At 72.0% G+C, this 18,978-nt stretch carries 19 protein-coding genes; 14 read left to right on the top strand and 5 right to left on the bottom strand.

Annotated features, from left to right (window positions below):
* The 5 genes from OGH68_RS04270 to OGH68_RS04250 all read left to right on the top strand — a co-directional run bounded on the left by OGH68_RS04270 (nucleotide 1) and on the right by OGH68_RS04250 (nucleotide 4,605).
* Nucleotides 1–1,398, top strand: coding sequence for a DUF6421 family protein (locus OGH68_RS04270; protein WP_264241963.1), 1,398 nt, complete (start codon nucleotides 1–3; stop codon nucleotides 1,396–1,398).
* A 26-nt stretch (nucleotides 1,399–1,424) separates the two neighbouring features.
* Complete coding sequence (locus tag OGH68_RS04265) at nucleotides 1,425–2,180, top strand: SDR family NAD(P)-dependent oxidoreductase (RefSeq protein WP_264241962.1); 756 nt, start codon at nucleotides 1,425–1,427, stop codon at nucleotides 2,178–2,180.
* Nucleotides 2,159–3,244: a threonine aldolase family protein gene (locus OGH68_RS04260; protein ID WP_264241961.1), complete on the top strand. Its 1,086-nt coding sequence runs from the start codon at nucleotides 2,159–2,161 to the stop codon at nucleotides 3,242–3,244. The genes OGH68_RS04265 and OGH68_RS04260 overlap by 22 nt, the downstream gene beginning before the upstream one ends.
* 71 nt (nucleotides 3,245–3,315) lie before the next feature.
* Nucleotides 3,316–3,891: a transglutaminase-like domain-containing protein gene (locus tag OGH68_RS04255; RefSeq protein WP_264241960.1), complete on the top strand. Its 576-nt coding sequence runs from the start codon at nucleotides 3,316–3,318 to the stop codon at nucleotides 3,889–3,891.
* Between the two features lie 21 nt (nucleotides 3,892–3,912).
* Nucleotides 3,913–4,605, top strand: a complete 693-nt coding sequence (locus OGH68_RS04250) for a B3/4 domain-containing protein (protein WP_264241959.1) — start codon at nucleotides 3,913–3,915, stop codon at nucleotides 4,603–4,605.
* A gap of 3 nt (nucleotides 4,606–4,608) precedes the next feature.
* Here the strand turns inward: OGH68_RS04250 and OGH68_RS04245 are convergent, their stop codons facing one another.
* On the bottom strand, nucleotides 4,609–5,331 hold the full coding sequence (locus OGH68_RS04245) for a lysophospholipid acyltransferase family protein (protein ID WP_264241958.1): 723 nt from the start codon (nucleotides 5,329–5,331) through the stop codon (nucleotides 4,609–4,611).
* A gap of 223 nt (nucleotides 5,332–5,554) precedes the next feature.
* Between OGH68_RS04245 and OGH68_RS04240 the strand changes: the two genes are divergently transcribed.
* From OGH68_RS04240 to OGH68_RS04220, 5 genes are all read left to right on the top strand, one after another.
* Nucleotides 5,555–5,917 (top strand): TlpA family protein disulfide reductase, encoded by a 363-nt coding sequence (locus OGH68_RS04240; protein ID WP_413470933.1) that lies wholly within the window; start codon nucleotides 5,555–5,557, stop codon nucleotides 5,915–5,917.
* 196 nt (nucleotides 5,918–6,113) lie between these two features.
* Complete coding sequence (locus tag OGH68_RS04235; RefSeq protein ID WP_264241957.1) at nucleotides 6,114–6,620, top strand: flavin reductase family protein; 507 nt, start codon at nucleotides 6,114–6,116, stop codon at nucleotides 6,618–6,620.
* Between the two features lie 195 nt (nucleotides 6,621–6,815).
* Nucleotides 6,816–7,601 carry an electron transfer flavoprotein subunit beta/FixA family protein gene (locus OGH68_RS04230; protein WP_264241956.1) on the top strand — a complete coding sequence of 262 codons (786 nt, stop codon included), beginning with the start codon at nucleotides 6,816–6,818 and terminating at the stop codon, nucleotides 7,599–7,601.
* A 56-nt stretch (nucleotides 7,602–7,657) separates the two neighbouring features.
* Nucleotides 7,658–8,620, top strand: a complete 963-nt coding sequence (locus OGH68_RS04225; RefSeq protein ID WP_264241955.1) for an electron transfer flavoprotein subunit alpha/FixB family protein — start codon at nucleotides 7,658–7,660, stop codon at nucleotides 8,618–8,620.
* A 171-nt stretch (nucleotides 8,621–8,791) separates the two neighbouring features.
* The gene (locus tag OGH68_RS04220; protein ID WP_264241954.1) at nucleotides 8,792–10,081 is read left to right on the top strand and encodes an HpcH/HpaI aldolase/citrate lyase family protein; all 1,290 of its coding nucleotides are present in this window, start codon (nucleotides 8,792–8,794) and stop codon (nucleotides 10,079–10,081) included.
* A gap of 179 nt (nucleotides 10,082–10,260) precedes the next feature.
* Here OGH68_RS04220 and OGH68_RS04215 read toward each other — a convergent pair whose 3' ends face one another.
* Nucleotides 10,261–11,337 (bottom strand): LacI family DNA-binding transcriptional regulator, encoded by a 1,077-nt coding sequence (locus tag OGH68_RS04215; RefSeq protein WP_413470932.1) that lies wholly within the window; start codon nucleotides 11,335–11,337, stop codon nucleotides 10,261–10,263.
* Nucleotides 11,338–11,468: 131 nt separating this feature from the next.
* On the opposite strand from OGH68_RS04215, the gene OGH68_RS04210 reads away from it, so the two are divergent.
* On the top strand, nucleotides 11,469–12,428 hold the full coding sequence (locus tag OGH68_RS04210; RefSeq protein ID WP_264241952.1) for an ROK family protein: 960 nt from the start codon (nucleotides 11,469–11,471) through the stop codon (nucleotides 12,426–12,428).
* A 443-nt stretch (nucleotides 12,429–12,871) separates the two neighbouring features.
* Here OGH68_RS04210 and OGH68_RS04205 read toward each other — a convergent pair whose 3' ends face one another.
* On the bottom strand, nucleotides 12,872–13,051 hold the full coding sequence (locus tag OGH68_RS04205; RefSeq protein WP_264241951.1) for a hypothetical protein: 180 nt from the start codon (nucleotides 13,049–13,051) through the stop codon (nucleotides 12,872–12,874).
* 159 nt (nucleotides 13,052–13,210) lie between these two features.
* On the opposite strand from OGH68_RS04205, the gene OGH68_RS04200 reads away from it, so the two are divergent.
* Nucleotides 13,211–14,254 carry an NUDIX hydrolase gene (locus OGH68_RS04200; RefSeq protein WP_264241950.1) on the top strand — a complete coding sequence of 348 codons (1,044 nt, stop codon included), beginning with the start codon at nucleotides 13,211–13,213 and terminating at the stop codon, nucleotides 14,252–14,254.
* A 190-nt stretch (nucleotides 14,255–14,444) separates the two neighbouring features.
* Here OGH68_RS04200 and OGH68_RS04195 read toward each other — a convergent pair whose 3' ends face one another.
* The gene (locus OGH68_RS04195; RefSeq protein ID WP_264241949.1) at nucleotides 14,445–15,809 is read right to left on the bottom strand and encodes a dipeptidase; all 1,365 of its coding nucleotides are present in this window, start codon (nucleotides 15,807–15,809) and stop codon (nucleotides 14,445–14,447) included.
* A gap of 146 nt (nucleotides 15,810–15,955) precedes the next feature.
* Here OGH68_RS04195 and OGH68_RS04190 point away from each other — a divergent pair, with 146 nt between their 5' ends.
* Nucleotides 15,956–17,200 (top strand): geranylgeranyl reductase family protein, encoded by a 1,245-nt coding sequence (locus OGH68_RS04190; RefSeq protein WP_264241948.1) that lies wholly within the window; start codon nucleotides 15,956–15,958, stop codon nucleotides 17,198–17,200.
* Between the two features lie 305 nt (nucleotides 17,201–17,505).
* Here OGH68_RS04190 and OGH68_RS04185 read toward each other — a convergent pair whose 3' ends face one another.
* A complete protein-coding gene (locus OGH68_RS04185) occupies nucleotides 17,506–17,955 on the bottom strand; it encodes a nitroreductase family deazaflavin-dependent oxidoreductase (protein WP_264241947.1) in 450 nt (149 codons plus the stop codon).
* Between the two features lie 216 nt (nucleotides 17,956–18,171).
* Here OGH68_RS04185 and OGH68_RS04180 point away from each other — a divergent pair, with 216 nt between their 5' ends.
* Nucleotides 18,172–18,903 (top strand): TetR/AcrR family transcriptional regulator, encoded by a 732-nt coding sequence (locus OGH68_RS04180; protein ID WP_264241946.1) that lies wholly within the window; start codon nucleotides 18,172–18,174, stop codon nucleotides 18,901–18,903.
* Nucleotides 18,904–18,978: the final 75 nt, after the last annotated feature.

Raw genomic sequence — 18,978 nt, 5'->3', positions numbered from 1 at the left:
ATGACGGAAATTCTTGTGCAGGACGTGGCCGCAGGGGGCATATCCCGCGCCGACAGGGTTGTCGACCACCCAAGCTGGCCGTTGCTCAAGAAGGCCGTCGAAGAGATCCGGCCCTGGCAGTCCAAGGACGGCTCAATCGACTTCGAGGCGGAGGACGCACCCGGCCGCTCCGCGGCCGAGGCCGCCGTGGACCGCGTGATCGCCGCGGTGGAGGACCTCTCCCCGCTGCTCCCGCACGACGCGGCCTACCACCGGGCTCTTGTGGCCGACCTGCGCAAGTGGGCCGCCGCCGGCTTCGAGGTGCCCGACTTCCTGGACTCGCTGCTCGCCTTCCACCCGGCCGCCGGCCGCGAGGACGGGCTGCAGCACCTGGTCGTCTTCCCGATGTACACGCAGAACGGGAACCCGGACCGCAACCTCGAGGCGGTCGTCCTCAGGATGGTGTGGCCCGAGTGGCTCTCCGAGCTGGAGCGCACCCGCTACGACAACCCGCTGTTCTGCGGCATCACCTTCGAGGACTTCACCGCCGGGTACGACACCCACTCCGCGGTGCTCTTCCCCGAGACCATCGCCGTGCGCGAGGCCCCCGAGCGCTTCACCTGGGGCGGCATCTTCTGCGACCGCGAGGCCGCCCGCTTCCGCGCCGTCACCGAGGAGGCCGTGCGTGTCCTCGGTCTCGAACTGCCCGACGACATCCGCGAGATGGTCGGCGACCAGCAGCGCTGCCAGCAGGCATTCGTGCTGTGGGACATGGTCCACGACCGCACCCACAGCCATGGCGACCTGCCCTTCGACCCGTTCATGATCAAGCAGCGCCAGCCGTTCTGGATGTACGGCCTCGAGGAGCTGCGCTGCGACCTCACCGCCTTCAAGGAGGCCGTGAAGCTGGAGTCCGAGGGCAACCCGCACGGTCGTGACGTGCAGTACGCGGTGCTCTTCGACCGGATGTTCCGCTTCCCCGTCTCCGGCGACCGGGTCCGCAACTACGACGGCCTCGGCGGCCAGCTGCTTTTCGCGTACCTGCACAAGCACGACGTGGTCCGCTGGACCGACAACACCCTGAAGATCGACTGGGACCGTGCCCCGCAGGTCACCAACCAGCTCTGCGGCGAGATCGAGAAGCTCTACCGCGACGGCATCGACCGCCCCAAGCTGGTCCACTGGTTCGCCGCGTACGAACTGGTCTCGACCTATCTCGCCCCCCACCCGGGATCGCGCTGGGCCAAGGGGCCCGACGCCCTCGATCTGACCCAGCCGCCGCGCAAACTCGTGGACGATGTGCTTCCGGACGAGTTTCCGCTGAGCATGTTCTATGAGGCGCTCTCCAAGAAGCTGAAGAACGTGATCGCCTCCACCAAGGGGATCACCGCCGCTTCCGCTCCCGGAGCTGCCGCGTGAGCTCTCGCACCCAGGAGGCTACGAACATGAACAGCAACGGCAGCGGCGCCCTGGAGGGCGCAGTCATCGCGGTGGCCGGCGCGGCCGGCCCGGCCGGCCGGGCCACCCTGCTCAGGCTGGCAGAGGCGGGTGCCGTCGTCGTCGCCTCCGACGCCGATCCCGAGCGGCTCGCCGAAGCCGTGGACGCCGCCCGGTACGCGCACGGCGGGGCCACGGTCACCGGCGACACCGTCGACCTCCTCGACCTGGCCGCCACCCGTGACTGGGCGGACAAGACGGAGAAGGAGTTCGGCCGGATCGACGGGCTGGTCCACCTGGTGGGCGGCTGGCGCGGCAGCGCCTCGTTCGCCGAGACCAACCCCGCCGACTGGGAGCTGCTCGAGAAGCTGCTGATCCGTACCGTCCAGCACACCTCGCTGGCCTTCTACGAGGGTCTGCAGCGCAGTGACAAGGGCCGTTACCTGCTGATCAGCGCCGCCGGCGCCAGCAAGCCGACCGCGGGCAACGCCGCGTACTCCGCCTCGAAGGCCGCCGCGGAGGCATGGACCCTCGCGCTGGCCGACGCCTTCCGCAAGGCGGGGGGCGAGCAGGGCCCGACGAGCGCGGCTGCCATCCTGGTCGTCAAGGCACTGGTGCACGACGCGATGCGCGCCGAGCGCCCGAATGCGAAGTTCGCGGGCTTCACCGACGTGACGGAACTGGCCGAGGCCATCGCCGGAGTCTGGGACCGGCCCGCCCCGGAAGTGAATGGACAGCGTCTGTGGCTGACCCCCAAACCGTGAAGACCGACGCCCGGCGCCACCACGACCCGTCCCTGCGCGGGTTCGCCAGCGACAACTACGCGGGAGCCCACCCGGAGGTCCTTGCCGCGCTCGCCCTCGCCAACGGCGGCCACCAGGTCGCCTACGGCGAGGACGAGTACACCGAACACCTCCAGCGCCTCATGCACAGCCACTTCGGCCCCACGGCCGAGGCGTTCCCCGTCTTCAACGGCACCGGCGCCAACGTGACCGCGCTGCAGGCGCTCACCGACCGCTGGGGCGCCGTGATCTGCGCGGAGACGGCGCACATCAACGTCGACGAGGGCGGCGCCCCGGAGCGGATGGGCGGGCTGAAGCTGCTCACCGTGCCCACGCCGGACGGCAAGCTCACGCCCGAGCTCATCGACCGGCAGGCGTACGGCTGGGACGACGAGCACCGGGCCATGCCGCAGGTCGTGTCGATCACCCAGAACACCGAACTCGGCACCGTGTACACCGTGGACGAGGTCCGCGCCATCACCGAGCACGCGCACTCCCACGGGATGAAGGTCCACCTCGACGGAGCGCGGATAGCCAACGCCGCGGCGTCGCTGAACGTCCCCATGCGGGCCTTCACCAACGCCGCCGGTGTCGACGTCATCACCTTCGGCGGCACCAAGAACGGCATGCTCTTCGGTGAGGCGGTCGTGGTCCTGAACCCGGACGCGGTCAGCCACATGAAGCATCTGCGCAAGCTGTCCATGCAGCTCGCGTCCAAGATGCGTTTCGTCTCCGTGCAGTTCGAGGCACTGCTGGCCAAGGACCTGTGGCTGCGCAACGCCCGCCACTCCAACACGATGGCCCAGCGGCTCGCGGACGGCGTGCGCACGGTCGACGGGGTGGAGATCCTCCACGAGGTGCAGGCCAACGCCGTCTTCGCGCGGCTGCCGCACGACGTGAGCGAACGGCTGCAGCAGCGGTTCCGGTTCTACTTCTGGGACGAAGCGGCCGGCGATGTGCGCTGGATGTGCTCGTTCGACACCACGGAGGAGGACGTGGACTCCTTCGTCCAGGCGCTCAAGGAGGAGATGGCCCGCCGGCCGTAGCTTTGCATAGGTATGCGACCGATCGAAAAGTCATTGACTGACGATCGGTCGCATTCCTATGCTCGCCGTCCATGGAGCTCATCCAGCAGAACCCAGACCTGTCCGCCTACTTGGTGGCCGATGAAGCCGTGGACCACCATCATCCATTGGTGCGCGACGTCGCGCGCCGCCTCGCCCGGCGCGCCTCGGATTCATACGTATACGCTCAGGCGGCCTACGAGTTCGTCCGCGACGCCATCCCGCACTCACAGGACACGGGTGAGGCGAAGGTGATCTGGCGGGCCTCCGAGGTGCTCGAACACCGCACCGGCATCTGCTACGCCAAGTCCCATGCCCTCGCCGCCCTGCTGCGCGCGGAGGACATCCCCACCGCGCTCTGCTACCAGCGCCTCGGCGGGGTGGTGCACGGTCTGGTCGCCGTGCGGTTCGGCGGCGCCTGGCACCGGCAGGACCCGCGGGGCAACAAGCCCGGGGTCGACGCCCGGTTCTCCCTCGACGGTGAACGCCTGGCGTGGGTGCCGGATCCCCGGTCCAGCGAGATGGACTATCCGGTACTCTATGATGCACCGCACCCCGTGGTTCTGCGGGCCCTCCAGCAGGCCCCCGACCGCGCGTACCTGTGGAAGACGCTCCCGACCGCACTCTGAACAGTTCGAGGCAAGCAGGCGATGACTCCTCAGCTCACCGTGTCCGACGAGGTGCGAGCCCTCGCACCCGGCTTCACCCATGTCGCCGTGGAGGCGCACGGTCTCGTCAACGGCCCCAGCAACCATGACAGTTCGGCGCTACTCGACGACGCCGCCCGCCGCCTCGCGGCCCGCCTCGGCGGACGCGCGCCGCACGAGGACCCCCACATGGCCGCCTGGCGCGAGGCGTACACGGCGTTCGGCGCCAAGCCCTCCCGCACCCGGAACTCGGCCGAGGCGCTGGCCAGGCGGGCGCTCGCCGACGGCGGGCTGCCCCGGATCAACGTCCTGGTCGACCTCTACAACGCGGTGAGCGTGGCACGTCTGATCCCCGTCGGCGGCGAGGACACCGACCGCATCACGGGCGACATGCGACTGGTGCGGGCGACCGGTGAGGAGCCGTTCGCCACCATGGCGGGCGGCGAGACGGCAGTAGAGCACCCGGACGCCGGCGAGGTCGTCTGGTGCGACGACGAAGGCGTCACCTGCCGGCGCTGGAACTGGCGCCAGGGTGTGCGCACCCGTCTGACGGAGGAATCGGTGAACGCCCTGTTCCTGCTGGAAGGCATGGGGCCGACGGCGAGCGGCGAGCTCGGGGCGGCAGCCGCCGAACTCGCCGAGACGCTGGAGAAGCTGAGCCCCGGGGCACGGATCACCGTCCACACCCCGGGGTAGCGCCTAGTGCGCCTCGCGCACCTCGGCCGGCGTGGGCGCCGTGCCGCCGAGGTGGGCGGGCACCCACCAGGTGTCGGTCGCGTCCTTGGGGCGCACCGGATAGGCCCGCTGCGCCGCCTCCAGCAGCTCCTGCACGCGCCCGCGCAGCCGCCGGGTGATCGCGCCGGCGTACTGGTCGGCGGGCGCCTCGACGGGTTCACCGACCCTGATCGTCACCGGGATGTGGGAGCGCTTGAAGTTGCGCGGCCGTCCCTTGGTCCACAGCCGCTGCGTACCCCACAGCGCCATCGGGATCAGCGGCACGCCCGCCTCCTGCGCGAGCCGCGCGGCACCCGACTTGAAGGACTTCAGCGTGAACGACTGGGAGATCGTCGCCTCCGGGAAGACACCGATGATCTCGCCCGAGCGCAGCGAGTCCAGGGCGTGCGCGTACGCCGCCTCGCCCTGCTTGCGGTCCACCGGGATGTGCTTCATGCCCCGCATCAGCGGGCCTGAGATCTTGTGGCGGAAGACCGAGTCCTTGGCCATGAAGCGGACCAGGCGCTTCTGCGGCAGGGCGCCGAGTCCGGTGAAGATGAAGTCCAGATAGCTGATGTGGTTGCTGACCAGCACCGCTCCACCGGTACGCGGAATGTTCTCCGACCCCTGAGTGTCGATCTTCAGGTCGAGCGCCTTGAACATCGTGAGAGCGGCGCCGATGACCGGCCGATAGACGAGTTCTGCCATGGGGGGAAGGGCCCTTTCCTCATGCCCGGGGAGGGTTCTCCCGGTGGAAGTTACGCAGCCGTAGGTTTTCGGCTTTGGGCCGATCGTGCCCCATGTGCGCCGTGCTGACCAGCCCTGGCGGGCCCCGGGCGCGAGATTCTCGTCACGTGGGCGACGGGAACCCGGCCCCCGGGCCCGGCCCGGGGGAATCCTTGTCGGGCCGTGAACGCTGCACACCACGGAAGTGAATCGCAGGACCGGACGGGAAGAGGACAACGACGTGCCCGCTCACGACGCACAACCGCGGCTCGGCGAGCCGGACCTGGGCACGGCGCTCGGCGAGCGGGCCACTCTCGTCCAGTTCTCCACCGCCTTCTGCCAGCCCTGCCGGGCCACCCGGCGGACGCTGGCCGACGTCGCCGCGATGGTCGACGGGGTCGTCCACGTCGAGGTCGACGCGGAGGACCGCCTCTCCCTCGTACGCCGGCTCGGCATCGTCAGGACGCCCACCGTGCTGGTGCTCGACGCCGGCGGACGGATCGTCACCAGGGCGTCCGGCGCGCCCCGCAAGGCCGACGTGATTGCCGCACTGGGACGGGCCGTGTGAGGCCCGTGACTCCGGTCGCACCTTCCGGGGCGCACTTGACTGTGCACGCCAAGTATCGACAGGCTGCTCCCTGTGCCTCCAGTACTCCTTCTCCACGGGCGGGTCCATGTCGACCTCGCCCGTAACGCGAGCGCGCGCTGTCCGGCTGCCCGTGCAGCCGCAGCCGCCTAGTTCGCAACCCCAGAAGGACATCCCGATGACGGCCTCGCCCGACCTCGCCACCACCCGGCTCGCCTCTCCCGACCTCCTGCGCTCCGTCTTCCGGCAGCACGCCGCGGGCGTCGCGGTGATCACCGCGACGGGCGCCCGCCCGGTCGGATTCACCGCCACCTCGCTGACGTCCGTCGCCGCGGAGCCGCCCCTGGTCTCCTTCGGGGTGGGGACCGGCTCCTCCAGCTGGCCGGTCGTCGCGGAGGCCGGACACGTCGGCGTCCACATACTGGGCGAGCACCAGCAGGAGCTGGCGGCCACCTTCGCGCGCAGCGGCGCGGACCGGTTCGCGCCGCCCACCGGTTGGCATACGGGTCCGGAGGGCGTTCCGGTGCTCGACGGCGTAGTGGCCTGGATGGTGTGCCGTGTCGTGGCCAGGGTGCCCGCCGGGGACCACCGCCTGGTGATCGCCGAGGTCGTGGCCGGTGATCCGGCGGGCGGCGGCCGCCCGCTGGTGTACCACCAGGGACGCTTCACGGCGCTGCGTGACTGACCTGTGCGGGGGCGGCCGGTGTGCCGTTGTCAAGGTCACAGTTCAAAGCGATTGCTTAGCGGGAACACACTGGGTGTACTGACGAGTAATATTTCGTTCGGAGCGCGGCCCGCCCCGACCGGGATCCGCCCCATCGGACGCCTATGCTGCGTTCACAAGGCAGTCCAGTAGAGACGATGCAGTAGGAGAGCCGGCGTGAGCCTGAGGATCGTTGTCTGTGTGAAGTACGTGCCCGACGCCACCGGCGACCGGCACTTCGCCGATGACCTGACCGTCGACCGCGACGACGTCGACGGCCTGCTGTCGGAGCTGGATGAGTACGCGGTCGAGCAGGCGCTTCAGATCGCGGACGAGGCGGACGACGCCGAGGTCACCGTGCTGACCGTCGGCCCGGAGGACGCCAAGGACGCGCTGCGCAAGGCGCTGTCGATGGGCGCCGACAAGGCCGTCCACGTCGAGGACGACGACCTGCACGGCACCGACGTGATGGGCACCTCGCTGGTGCTGGCCAAGGCCGTTGAGAAGACCGGTTACGACCTGGTCATCTGCGGCATGGCCTCCACCGACGGCACCATGGGCGTGCTGCCGGCGATCCTCGCCGAGCGTCTGGGTGTCCCCCAGGTCACGCTGCTGTCCGACGTCTCCGTCGAGGACGGCACCGTCAAGGGCCGCCGTGACGGCGACACCGCGAGCGAGCAGCTCGAGGCGTCCCTGCCGGCCGTCGTGTCCGTGACGGACCAGTCGGGCGAGGCCCGTTACCCGTCCTTCAAGGGCATCATGGCCGCCAAGAAGAAGCCGGTGGAGTCCCTGGACCTCGAGGACCTGGAGATCGAGGCGGAGGAGGTCGGCCTCGAGGGTGCCTGGACCAAGGTCGACTCGGCCGTGGAGCGTCCGGCCCGTACCGCCGGCACGATCGTCAAGGACGAGGGCGAGGGCGGCAAGCAGCTCGCGGAGTTCCTCGCGAGCCAGAAGTTCATCTGAGGCTTCGGCCACCAACCGCCCCCTTAGTACTTCGCAAGCAGGAGAGAAGAAGTCCCATGGCTGAAGTTCTCGTCTACGTCGACCACGTGGACGGCGCCGTCCGCAAGCCCACCCTGGAGCTGCTGACGCTGGCCCGCCGTATCGGTGAGCCCGTCGCCGTCGCCCTCGGCTCCGGTGCCGAGAACACCGCCGCCGCGCTCGCCGAGCACGGCGCGGTGAAGGTGCTCACCGCCGACGCCCCCGAGTTCGCCGACTACCTCGTCGTTCCGAAGGTCGACGCGCTGCAGGCCGCGTACGAGGCCGTTTCCCCGGCCGCCGTGCTCGTCCCGTCCTCCGCCGAGGGCAAGGAGATCGCGGCCCGCCTGGCGGTCCGGATCGGCTCCGGCATCATCACCGACGCCGTCGACCTCGAGGCCGGCGACGAGGGGCCGGTCGCGACGCAGTCCGCGTTCGCCGCCTCCTTCACCACCAAGTCCCGCATCACCAGGGGCACCCCGGTCATCACGGTCAAGCCGAACTCGGCCGCCGTGGAGGCCGCGCCGGCCGCCGGCGCCGTCGAGGCGCTGTCGGTGTCGTTCTCCGAGGAGGCGACCGGCACCAAGGTCGTCTCGCGCACCCCGCGTGAGTCGACCGGCCGCCCCGAGCTGACCGAGGCCGCGATCGTGGTCTCCGGCGGCCGTGGTGTCAACGGCGCGGAGAACTTCGCGATCATCGAGGCGCTCGCCGACTCCCTCGGCGGCGCCGTGGGTGCCTCGCGTGCCGCGGTCGACGCCGGCTGGTACCCGCACACCAACCAGGTCGGCCAGACCGGCAAGTCGGTCTCCCCGCAGCTGTACATCGCGTCCGGCATCTCCGGCGCGATCCAGCACCGGGCCGGTATGCAGACCTCGAAGACCATCGTGGCCATCAACAAGGACGCCGAGGCCCCGATCTTCGACCTCGTCGACTACGGCGTCGTCGGCGACCTGTTCGAGGTCGTCCCGCAGCTGACCGAAGAGGTCAAGGCGCGTAAGGGCTGATCTGCGGTTCTTCACGGCCCGGGGCCGCGCGGTGATCTTCACCGCGCGGCCCCGGCCCGTTCCGGGGACCATTGACGTGACTCGGCACGGGCCGTTAATTTCATTCAACAGAATGTTGATTCCGCTGGACGGAAAACAACAACGCCGCGAAGTTGACGGAGGGTGTGGGACATGGGTCAGCAGGAGAAGGTGGCGACGAGCCTCGCCGGTGCGGTCAGCGAGGGCATCAGTGCCTCCCTCGCGCCGGTGGACGCCGAGCTCGCCCGCCGGTACCCGGGAGACCCCGGCACCCGCCAGCCCGTACACACCGTCTACGTACCGGGCGACGCCTTCGCCGCCGGCACCGTCCGCTCCTGGGGCGGCCAGGCGCTCGCCGCGCTCGACGAGCACGCCCCCGACGCCGCCTCCCTCGCCCGCGTCCTCGGCCTGGCCGAGGAGCTCGCGGAGCCGGTGTACACACGGGTGCGGGCCAAGCTGGAGCGCGAGCCGATCGAAGACCTGCGGATCGACTTCGAGGACGGCTACGCGGGCGCCGACGAGGACGCCGACGCGGCCCGCGCCGCGCGCCTCGTCTCCGACGCCTTCGAACAGGGCACCGCCGCCCCGTACATGGGCATCCGCATGAAGTGCATGGAAGCCGCCGTACGCGACCGGGGCATCCGCACCCTCGACATCTTCCTCACCGGCCTCATGGAGCGCGGCGGCCTGCCCGACGGCCTCGTCCTGACCCTGCCGAAGGTCACCTACCCCGAGCAGGTCACCGCGATGGTGCGGCTGCTCGAGGAGTTCGAGAAGGCCCGCGGGCTGGAGCCCGGCCGCATCGGCTTCGAGATCCAGATCGAGACCAGCCAGTCCATCCTCGCCCCCGACGGCACCGCCACCGTCGCCCGCATGATCGACGCGGCCGAGGGACGGGCCACCGGACTCCACTACGGCACCTTCGACTACAGCGCCTGCCTCGGCGTCAGCGCCGCCTACCAGGCCAGCGACCACCCCGCCGCCGACCACGCCAAGGCCGTCATGCAGGTAGCCGCCGCCGGCACCGGCGTACGGGTCTCCGACGGTTCCACCAACGTGCTGCCGGTCGGCACCACCGAGAACGTCCACGACGCCTGGCGGCTCCACTACGGTCTCACCCGCCGCGCCCTGGCCCGCGCCTACTACCAGGGCTGGGACATGCACCCGGGCCACCTGCCCACCCGGTACGCCGCCGTCTTCGCCTTCTACCGCGAGGGGTCCGAGCAGGCCGCCGCCCGGCTCGCCGCCTACGCCAACCACGCCGGCGGCGACGTCATGGACGAGCCCGCCACCGCCAAGGCGCTCAGCTCCTACCTGCTGCGCGGCATCGACTGCGGAGCCCTGGACACGGCGGAGGTCGCCCGCCTCACCGGCCTCACCCGCGCCGACCTCGACGGTTTCGCCCGGCCCCGGCGCGGCGACCTGACCGCGACGGCCGGGTGAGGGGCCGGCTCCCCAAGCGCAACGCCCCGCCTGGCACGAGGCGGGGCGAGGTGATCGGGGCCCGGACCGGCCGGCAGTGCCGTCCGCCCGGCGGGGCGGCCGGCCCGGCGGTTCCGGGATCAGCAGCGGTCGGGCAGGCCGCCGGTGTCATCGCCGCCGAGGGCGTTCCTGAGGGGCCCTCAGCCCGACGGGGGGATCTCGCCCGAGCCGCGCGGGATCAGCACCGTCTCCAGGGCCACTTGGGCCGGCTCGTCGTTCGCGCCGTCGAGCCTGCGGAACAGCCGCTCCGCCGCCGTGCGGCCCAGCGTGGCCGCGTCCTGGGCTATGACCGTGATGCCGAGCAGGTCCGCGAGCTCGATGTCGTCGAAGCCGACGAGCGCGACGCGCCGGTCGTGGCCGGCGAGGACCCGTACCGCCGTCACCGTCACGCGGTTGTTGCCCGCGAAGATCGCGGTGACCGGTTCGGGGCCCGACAGTACGCCCCGTACGGCCTCCTGCACCCGCTCGGGAGCCGTCGGGCCGAGGGCGACCCACGCGTCGTCGACCTCCAGCCCCGCGTCCGCCATGGCCGCCCGGTAGCCGCGCAGCCGCTCCACGGCGGTGTGGATGCGCGGCTGGTCGCCGATGAACGCGACCCGGCGGTGCCCGTGCGCGATCAGATGCGCCACACCGGCCCGGGCGCCGCCGAAGCTGTCGGACAGCACCACGTCCGCGTCGATCCGGCCGGGCGGGCGGTCGACGAAGACGGTGGCGACACCCGCCTTGATCTCGGGCTCCAGATACCGGTGGTCGTGCCCGGCGGGGATCACGATCAGACCGTCCACCCGGCGGGCGCACAGGGCGAGCGCCAACTCCTGCTCCCGTTCCGGGTCCTCGGCGCTGGACCCGTTGATGAGGAGCGCCCCGTGGGCCCGGGCGACCTCTTCGACGGCGCGGCTCAGCGGACCGTAGAACGGGTCGGCGAGGTCCTCCAGAACGAGACCGATGGAGGCGGTGCGGCCCTTGCGCAGCACCCGGGCGCTGTCGTTGCGGCGGAAGCCGAGGGACTCGATGGCCTCCTGCACCCGGCGCTCGGTGTCGGGCGTGACGCCCGGTTCGCCGTTGACGACACGCGACACCGTCTTCAGCCCGACGCCGGCCCGCGCTGCAACGTCCTTCATCGTGGGCCGGTTCCCGTAGCGGGGCTCGGGGCCGCGAGGGCGGCCGGGAGGCGTCAGGGGACGGGGCGAATCGGCCACAGTGCGCTGTCCTGTCATGGTGTCGGCGGTCGCGTCTCTACGTCTATGGAGCATGTGGCGTCGAGCATAGGCCCTGGACAACGTTGTCAGGGGAATGGAGACTGTTATCGAAACCGCAGGTCCGACAGCTCCCGGGGGATCCCGTACCGATGCATAACAGCCTCGTCGCCGCTCTCGACATCGGCGGCACCAAGATCGCCGGCGCGTTGGTGGACGGCAATGGCGCGATTCTTCACCGCGCCCAGCGCCCCACACCGGCTCGTGACGACGGCGACACGGTGATGCACGCGGTCGAGAACGTCCTCGCCGAGCTCACGGCCTCCCCGCTGTGGGGCCGGGCCACCGCACTCGGCATCGGCAGCGCGGGCCCCGTCGACGCGTCCGCCGGTACGGTCAGCCCCGTCAACGTGCCGGGCTGGCGCGGCTTTCCGCTCGTCGACCGGGTGTCGCGGGCCGTCGGCGGGCTGCCGGTCACCCTCGTCGGCGACGGCGTCGCCATGACCGCCGCGGAGCACTGGCAGGGCGCCGCGCGCGGCCACGACAACGCCCTGTGCATGGTCGTGTCCACCGGCGTCGGCGGCGGTCTGGTACTGGGCGGCAAGCCGCACGCCGGACCGACGGGCAACGCCGGTCACATCGGGCACATCAGCGTCGACCTGGACGGCGATCCCTGCCCCTGCGGCGGCCGCGGCTGCGTCGAACGCATCGCCAGCGGGCCGAACATCGCCCGCCGGGCACTGGAGAACGGATGGCGGCCCGGTCCGTCCGGGGACACCTCCGCCGCGGCCGTCGCCACGGCGGCGCGCGCCGGGGACCCGGTCGCGACCGCCTCGTACGAGCGGGCCGCACAGGCGCTCGCCGCGGGTATCGCCGCCACGGCGACACTCGTCGAGATCGACATCGCCGTCATCGGCGGGGGAGTGGCCGGGGCGGGAGAGGTCCTGTTCGCCCCGCTGCGCCGGGCCCTGCGCGACTACGCGACGCTCTCCTTCGTGCGACGGCTGACCGTCGCGCCCGCGATGACCGGTACGGACGCCGGGCTGGTGGGCGCGGCGGCCGCGGCGCTGCTCGGCCACGGCGAGACGCCGGTTCCGGCGGGACGGGGCTGACGACGGGGCGTGTGACATCACGTTCCCGTCCCGGGGTGCATGTCGGTGGGTGGGGTCTCGGGCCCCTGGCCGGGCCTGTGTCGGGCTCGGCGCGCCGGTTGCGCGCGTCGGGCCTCGGGCCGCACGCGGGTGTGCTGCGGGCGCGCGTCGGGCCTCGGCCTCGGGCCGGACTTGTGTCGGCCTCGCGCCTGGCGCGGGGGCCGGTGTCCGGCGCGTTCCCCCGAGCTCGGACCCGCTTCGGTGCGTTCCCGGGCCTGTGCCGGGTCACGCATGTGCCCGGTCCGCCCGGCTCGCGCAGGGGCCGTGTCGGCGTGCACCGGCGTGCGCCGGCGCGTCCCCAGGCCTGCGCCGACGTGTCCGGGCCCGTGGCGGCGCCCCTCGCCTGTGTCGGCCCGCGACCGGTCCTGTCGCAGGGGCGACAGCGGGCGCGGCCGCCCGGGCGTTCACCAACCGCGCTCCGCGCTCTGCTGCTGCGGCACCACGACCAGGAACGCGTCCGACTCCAGGTCCATCACGACCTCCACCGCCATGCCCTCGTCCCTTCGGTGGCGCGCGTACTCCTCCGCCTGCCGACTTCCCCGCGGGTCCCCCGCGGGGAACTTCTCCAACACCGTGCGGCGCATGCCCCACTCCCTCGTCTTTTCCGCTCCAACGACGATCCCGGGCCGGTGTCACGGCCCGGCCACAGTTGGCATGCCTGATCGGCCAACCGGTTCCGCCACCGCGTTTGCGTGGCAGGGTGTTGCGGGCAATCCACTGTGGGCTACGGAAGAGGGGGACCCGTGATCGTCTGGATCAACGGTGCGTTCGGAGCGGGCAAGAGCAGTACCGCACGCGAACTGATCGACCTGATCCCGAACAGCACGCTCTTCGACCCCGAGTTGATCGGCGCGGGCATGCGCCACCTGCTGCCGGCCAAGCGGCTGGCGGAGGTCGGCGACTACCAGGACCTGCCGATCTGGCGGCGGCTCGTCGTGGACACCGCGGCAGCGCTGCTCGCCGAGGTGGGCGGTGTGCTGGTGGCGCCCATGACGGTCCTGCGCCAGGACTACCGTGACGAGATCTTCGGCGGTCTCGCCTCGCGCCGGATAGCGGTGCGGCATGTGCTCCTGGCACCTGATGAAACGATTTTGCGCGAACGAATAGCGGCTCGTGACGAGTTCCCCGACGACCCGGAGGTGAGCGAGCGGTGCCGGCAGTGGGCCTACGGGAACATCGAGCGCTATCGGGCGGCCCTCGGCTGGCTCACCGGCGACGCGCACGTGATCGACAACAGCCGCATCGACACCCGCGCCGCGGCGCGGGCCGTCGCGGAGGCCGTGCGCACGGGTGCGGCGGCGGCCAGTGACATCGTCCAGACCCCCGAGCCGACCGCGGAGACCGTCGCCGCCGGAGTGCTGCTCTTCGACGAACACGACAGCGTGCTGCTCGTGGACCCGACCTACAAGCCGGGCTGGGAGTTCCCGGGCGGAGTCGTGGAGCGAGGGGAGCCGCCCGCCCGCGCCGGTATGCGGGAGGTCACGGAGGAGCTGGGCATCGAACTGGCCGACGTACCCCGGCTGCTGGTCGTCGACTGGGAGCCGCCGAAGCCCCCCGGCTTCGGCGGATTGCGGCTGCTCTTCGACGGCGGCCGGCTCCCCGGCGGCGACGCCGGACGTGTGCTGCTGCCCGGCTCCGAACTGCGCGGCTGGAAGTTCGCCGACGAGGAGGAGGCGGCGGAGCTGCTTCCTCCTGCCCGCTACGAGCGGCTGCGCTGGGCCCTTCGGGCCCGCGAGCGCGGCACGGTCCTCAACCTGGAGGCCGGCGTCCCGGTCGGCTGCCGCTGACGGAGCCCTCGCCCCGGCCGCCGGGCCGGTCCCCGGCGGCCGGGGCCGGGGCCGGCCCCAGCGGGACGACGCGTCCGGGGAACCACGTCTCGGAAAGCGCCGCCCCCGCCGCACCAACGGTTCGGCCGGACGGCCCCGCTCTCAGCCCTGCCGTCGGCCTCGTCCCCGGCCCGGCCGAGCCGGCCCGCCGTCAGCCGCGCGGCGACGCGGCGTAGTTGACGAGGAACAGCGCCTCGGCGACCGACATCCGCTCCAGCTCCTCGGGCGACACGCTCTCGTTCACCGCGTGGATCTGCGCCTCCGGGTCGCTCAGCCCGATCAGCAGGATCTCGGCCTGCGGGTACAGAGCGGCGAGCGTGTTGCACAGCGGGATCGAGCCGCCCATGCCGGCGGACTGCATCTCCTCGCCCGGGTACGCCACGCGCATCGCCTCGGCCATCGACGTGTACGCCGGGCTCGTCATGTCCGCACGGAACGCCTGCCCCTGGCCGATCTGCTCGACCGCCACCCGCGCGCCCCACGGCGTGTGCGCCTCCAGGTGCGCGGCGAGCAGCTTGTTCGCCTCGGCCGCGTCCTGGCCCGGCGGCACCCGCAGGCTGATCAGCGCCCGTGCGGACGCCTGCACGGACGGCGTCGCGCCGACCACCGGCGGGCAGTCGATGCCCAGCACCGTGACGGCCGGCCGGGCCCAGATGCGGTCCGCGACCGTACCCTCGCCGATCAGGCCCACACCGTCCAGGACCTTGGCGTCCTTGCGGAAGTCCTCCTCCGAGTACGCGAGCCCCTCCCACGTCGCGTCCGCCGCCAGCCCGTCCACGGTCGTCGAACCGTCCTCGGCCCGCAGCGAGTCGAGTACGCGGACGAGCGCGGCCAGCGCGTCGGGAGCGGCCCCGCCGAACTGCCCGGAGTGCAGGTTCCCCTCCAGGGTGTCGATCTGCACCCGCAGCAGCGTCATACCGCGCAGGCTGGCCGTGACCGTCGGCAGGCCGGCACGGAAGTTGCCCGTGTCGCCGATGACCACGGTGTCCGCGGCCAGCAGTTCGGGGTGGGCCTCCGCGTACTGCTCCAGACCGCCCGTGCCCTGCTCCTCCGAACCCTCGACGATCACCTTGATGTTCACCGGCACGCCGCCGTTGGCCTTCAGGGCACGCAGCGCGAGCAGATGCATGATGAAGCCACCCTTGCAGTCCGCGGCTCCCCGTCCGTACCAGCGGCCGTCGCGCTCGGTCAGTTCGAACGGCGGCGAGACCCAGGCCGCCGTGTCGAGCGGCGGCTGCACGTCGTAGTGCGCGTACAGCAGCACGGTCGGGGCGCCTGCCGGGCCGGGCAGGAAGCCGTAGACGGACTGGGTGCCGTCGGGGGTGTCCAGGACGGCCACGTCCGTGAAGCCCTCCGCGCGCAGCGCGCCCGCGACCCACGCGGCCGCCGCCTCGCACTCGCTCCTCGGGAACTGGGCCGGGTCCGCCACCGAGCGGAACGCCACCAGTTCCCTGAGCTCCGCCTCGGCGCGGGGCATCAGCGACGCGACGGTCTCTGCGATCGGTACGACGGTCATGGGCACGCTCCTCGGGGGCACGACGTTGTGCGATGTGTGTACGGCGAATGTGCGGTCGATCCTCCCACAACGGGTGGCGGGCGACCGCGCCGTAGGATGCCGTCGAGAGCCCTAGCCACAGGTCGGATCGGGAGCAGAAGTACATCGTGAGCAGCGAGAACGATGCCACCGGAGCAGAGGCGGCAAATGAGCTTGGCGACCCCGTGTGGGACGTCGTCGTGGTCGGCGGGGGCCCCGCCGGGGCGTCGGCGGCGTACGCGGCGGCGGTGACCGGCCGCAGGGTACTGCTGCTGGAGAAGGCCGAACTGCCCCGTTACAAGACCTGCGGCGGGGGGATCATCGGACCGTCGCGGGACAGCCTGCCGCCGGGTTTCGAACTCCCCCTGCGCGACCGGGTGCACGCCGTGACCTTCTCGCTCAACGGCAGACTGGCGCGCACCCGCCGCTCCAAGCGGATGCTCTTCGGGCTCATCAACCGCCCGGAGTTCGACGCCGGTCTCGTCGAACAGGCGCAGAAGGCGGGCGCGGTGCTGCGCACGGGCGCGGCCGTGTCGCGCGTGGAGCAGCACGGACCGGCGGTGCCGGACCGCCGCACGGTCGCCGTGGTGCTGGCGGACGGCGAGACGGTCCTGACACGTGCGGTCGTCGGCGCGGACGGCAGTGCCGGACGGATAGGCGCTCATGTCGGGGTGAAACTCGACCAGGTGGATCTCGGGCTGGAGGCGGAGATCCCCGTCCCGGCGACGGTCGCCGAGGACTGGGCGGGCCGGGTCCTCATCGACTGGGGTCCCATGCCGGGCAGTTACGGATGGGTCTTCCCCAAGGGGCAGACGCTGACGGTCGGTGTGATCTCGGCGCGCGGCGAGGGCGCCGCCACCAAGCGGTATCTGGAGGACTTCATCGCCCGGCTGGGGCTCGCCGGCTTCGAGCCCGCCGTCTCCTCCGGCCATCTCACACGCTGCCGCAGCGACGACTCACCGCTGTCTCGCGGCCGGGTGCTGGTGTGCGGGGACGCGGCAGGACTGCTGGAACCGTGGACCAGGGAGGGCATCTCCTTCGCGTTGCGGTCGGGACGGCTCGCGGGGGAGTGGGCGGTGCGGATCGCCGAGGCCCACGATGCCGTCGACGCACGCAGGCAGGCGCTGAACTACGCGTTCGCCGTCAAGTCCGGGCTCGGCGTCGAGATGGCGGTCGGTCGGCGGATGCTCGCCGTCTTCGAGCGGCGGCCGGGACTGCTGCACGCGCTGCTCACCGGGTTCCGGCCGGCCTGGAAGACCTTCGCCGACATCACCCGCGGCGCGACGACGCTCGCGGGCCTGGTGCGCACGAACGCGGTGGCCCGGCGGGCGCTGGACCTGCTCGACAAGCGGGCGTCGCAGCCCGCGCCCTGACCCGCCCGGCAGGGCGCGTGCCGCATCCGCACCGCGCCGGACCGGGCCGCCGGCAGGAGCAGCACGACCGGGGGCGCCCCGACACCGGACGCGCCAGGACGCGCCGACCGCACCGGACCGCGGCGGCTGCGCAGCCGCGCCCGGCCGCCTCGCGTCCCTGGCCGGGTGCGGCTCGGTCTGGTCGGGGACGGTCGAGGTCTCTGGTCCCGCCTGGTCGCGTCCGGTGGAGCCGGGCCGGTCGAGGGTCGGGGGTCGGACGTGGTCCGGCCGGAGCCGGCCAGGCCCCGCGCGGCACCGGCGTGGTGTCACCCGGTCAGGGTGATCCGGAAGACGGGGTGCCTGTGGGCGGCGGCCAGCAGCTCCTCGTCCGTGGATTTGGCGTCGACATCGCCGAAGAAGCGGCCGACCTCCCAGCCCCAGCGCTCCAGGTAGGTGCGCAGCAGGTCGGGCTTCTCCTCGTCGGGAAGTTCGACGGCCGTGAACCGCTGCGTCCTGCGGCCCACCTGGAGCTGCCCGCCACCGGCGGCACGGAGGTTGCGCACCCACTGGGAGTGGCCCCTGGCGGAGATCAGGTACGGGCCGCCGTCGTAGGGCAGGGGGTTGACGGGGATGCGCCGCCATTCGCCACTGGTGCGGCCGCGTACGGAGAGCTCCGCCGTGCCGAGGAGGCTGATGCCGCGGCGCGCGAGCCAGCCGACCGTGGCGTTCATGATCGTGTCGAACCGGTTGGGCTTGATGTAGTGCGCCTGCGCCATGGCCTGCTCCCCTTGTGGTCGACCGGTACGTGCATGAGCGACGGCTGCGTGCGTGAGTCAGCCCCTGCGTGTGTGCACAACTCTTGTGCGTGACCGGTGCTTCAATTCGAGAGCAGTGCTCTCGCTCGGGGACAGTGTGCCTGGGCTAGTGCTCCGAAGCAAGAGCACTGCTCTCGTTATTGGCCACTGCTCCGCAACGTGACAGACTGCTCCACCATGAGCACCATCCGAGGGGCCAGGGAACGGGCCCGCACCGAGATCACCGCAGCGATCAAGGACGAGGCCCGCCTGCAGCTCGCCGCCGAGGGCGCTGCGAGACTCTCGCTCCGCGCGGTCGCCCGCGAACTGGGCATGGCGTCCTCCGCCCTCTACCGCTACTTCCCCAGCCGCGACGACCTGCTGACCGCCCTCATCGTCGACGCCTACGACGCCGTCGGCGCGGCCGCCGAGTCCGCCCTGTCCGCCGCCCCACCCTCCGCCGGCCACGGCGCCCGCTGGACCGCCGTCTGCTCGGCCGTACGGACCTGGGCCCTCGACCACCCGCACGAGTACGCCCTGGTCTACGGCTCACCCGTCCCCGGCTACACCGCACCCAAGGACACCGTCGCCCCGGCCTCCCGCGTCGCTCTCGCGCTGATCTCCGTCGTCCGGGACGCCCACCGCACGAACGGGCTCGCGCTCCCGCCGGTGGACGCCCGGCTGACCCCCGAAGCGGAGCGCATGGCCGCAGACGTCGCGCCCGACCTGCCGCCGCCCGTCGTTGTCGCGATGGTCGCCGCCTGGTCGCAGGTCTTCGGCACGATCTCCTTCGAGCTCTTCGGCCACTTCAACAACGTCGTCGAGGACCGGGACGCCTTCTTCGAGCACGCCGCCACCCGGCTCGCCCACGAGGTGGGACTGCGGCCCGGAGCCGCCGGTACGTCCCCGGGAAGCAGCGCGGGATCCTGACCGCAGCACCCGCGGCACCCGCGGCACCCGCGGCACCCGCGGCACCCGCGGCACCCGCGGCACCCGCAGCACCCG

Origin of the sequence: Streptomyces peucetius, from assembly GCF_025854275.1 — a bacterium.
GTDB lineage: Bacteria > Actinomycetota > Actinomycetes > Streptomycetales > Streptomycetaceae > Streptomyces > Streptomyces peucetius_A.
This window is presented reverse-complemented; position numbering and strand designations above follow the sequence as displayed.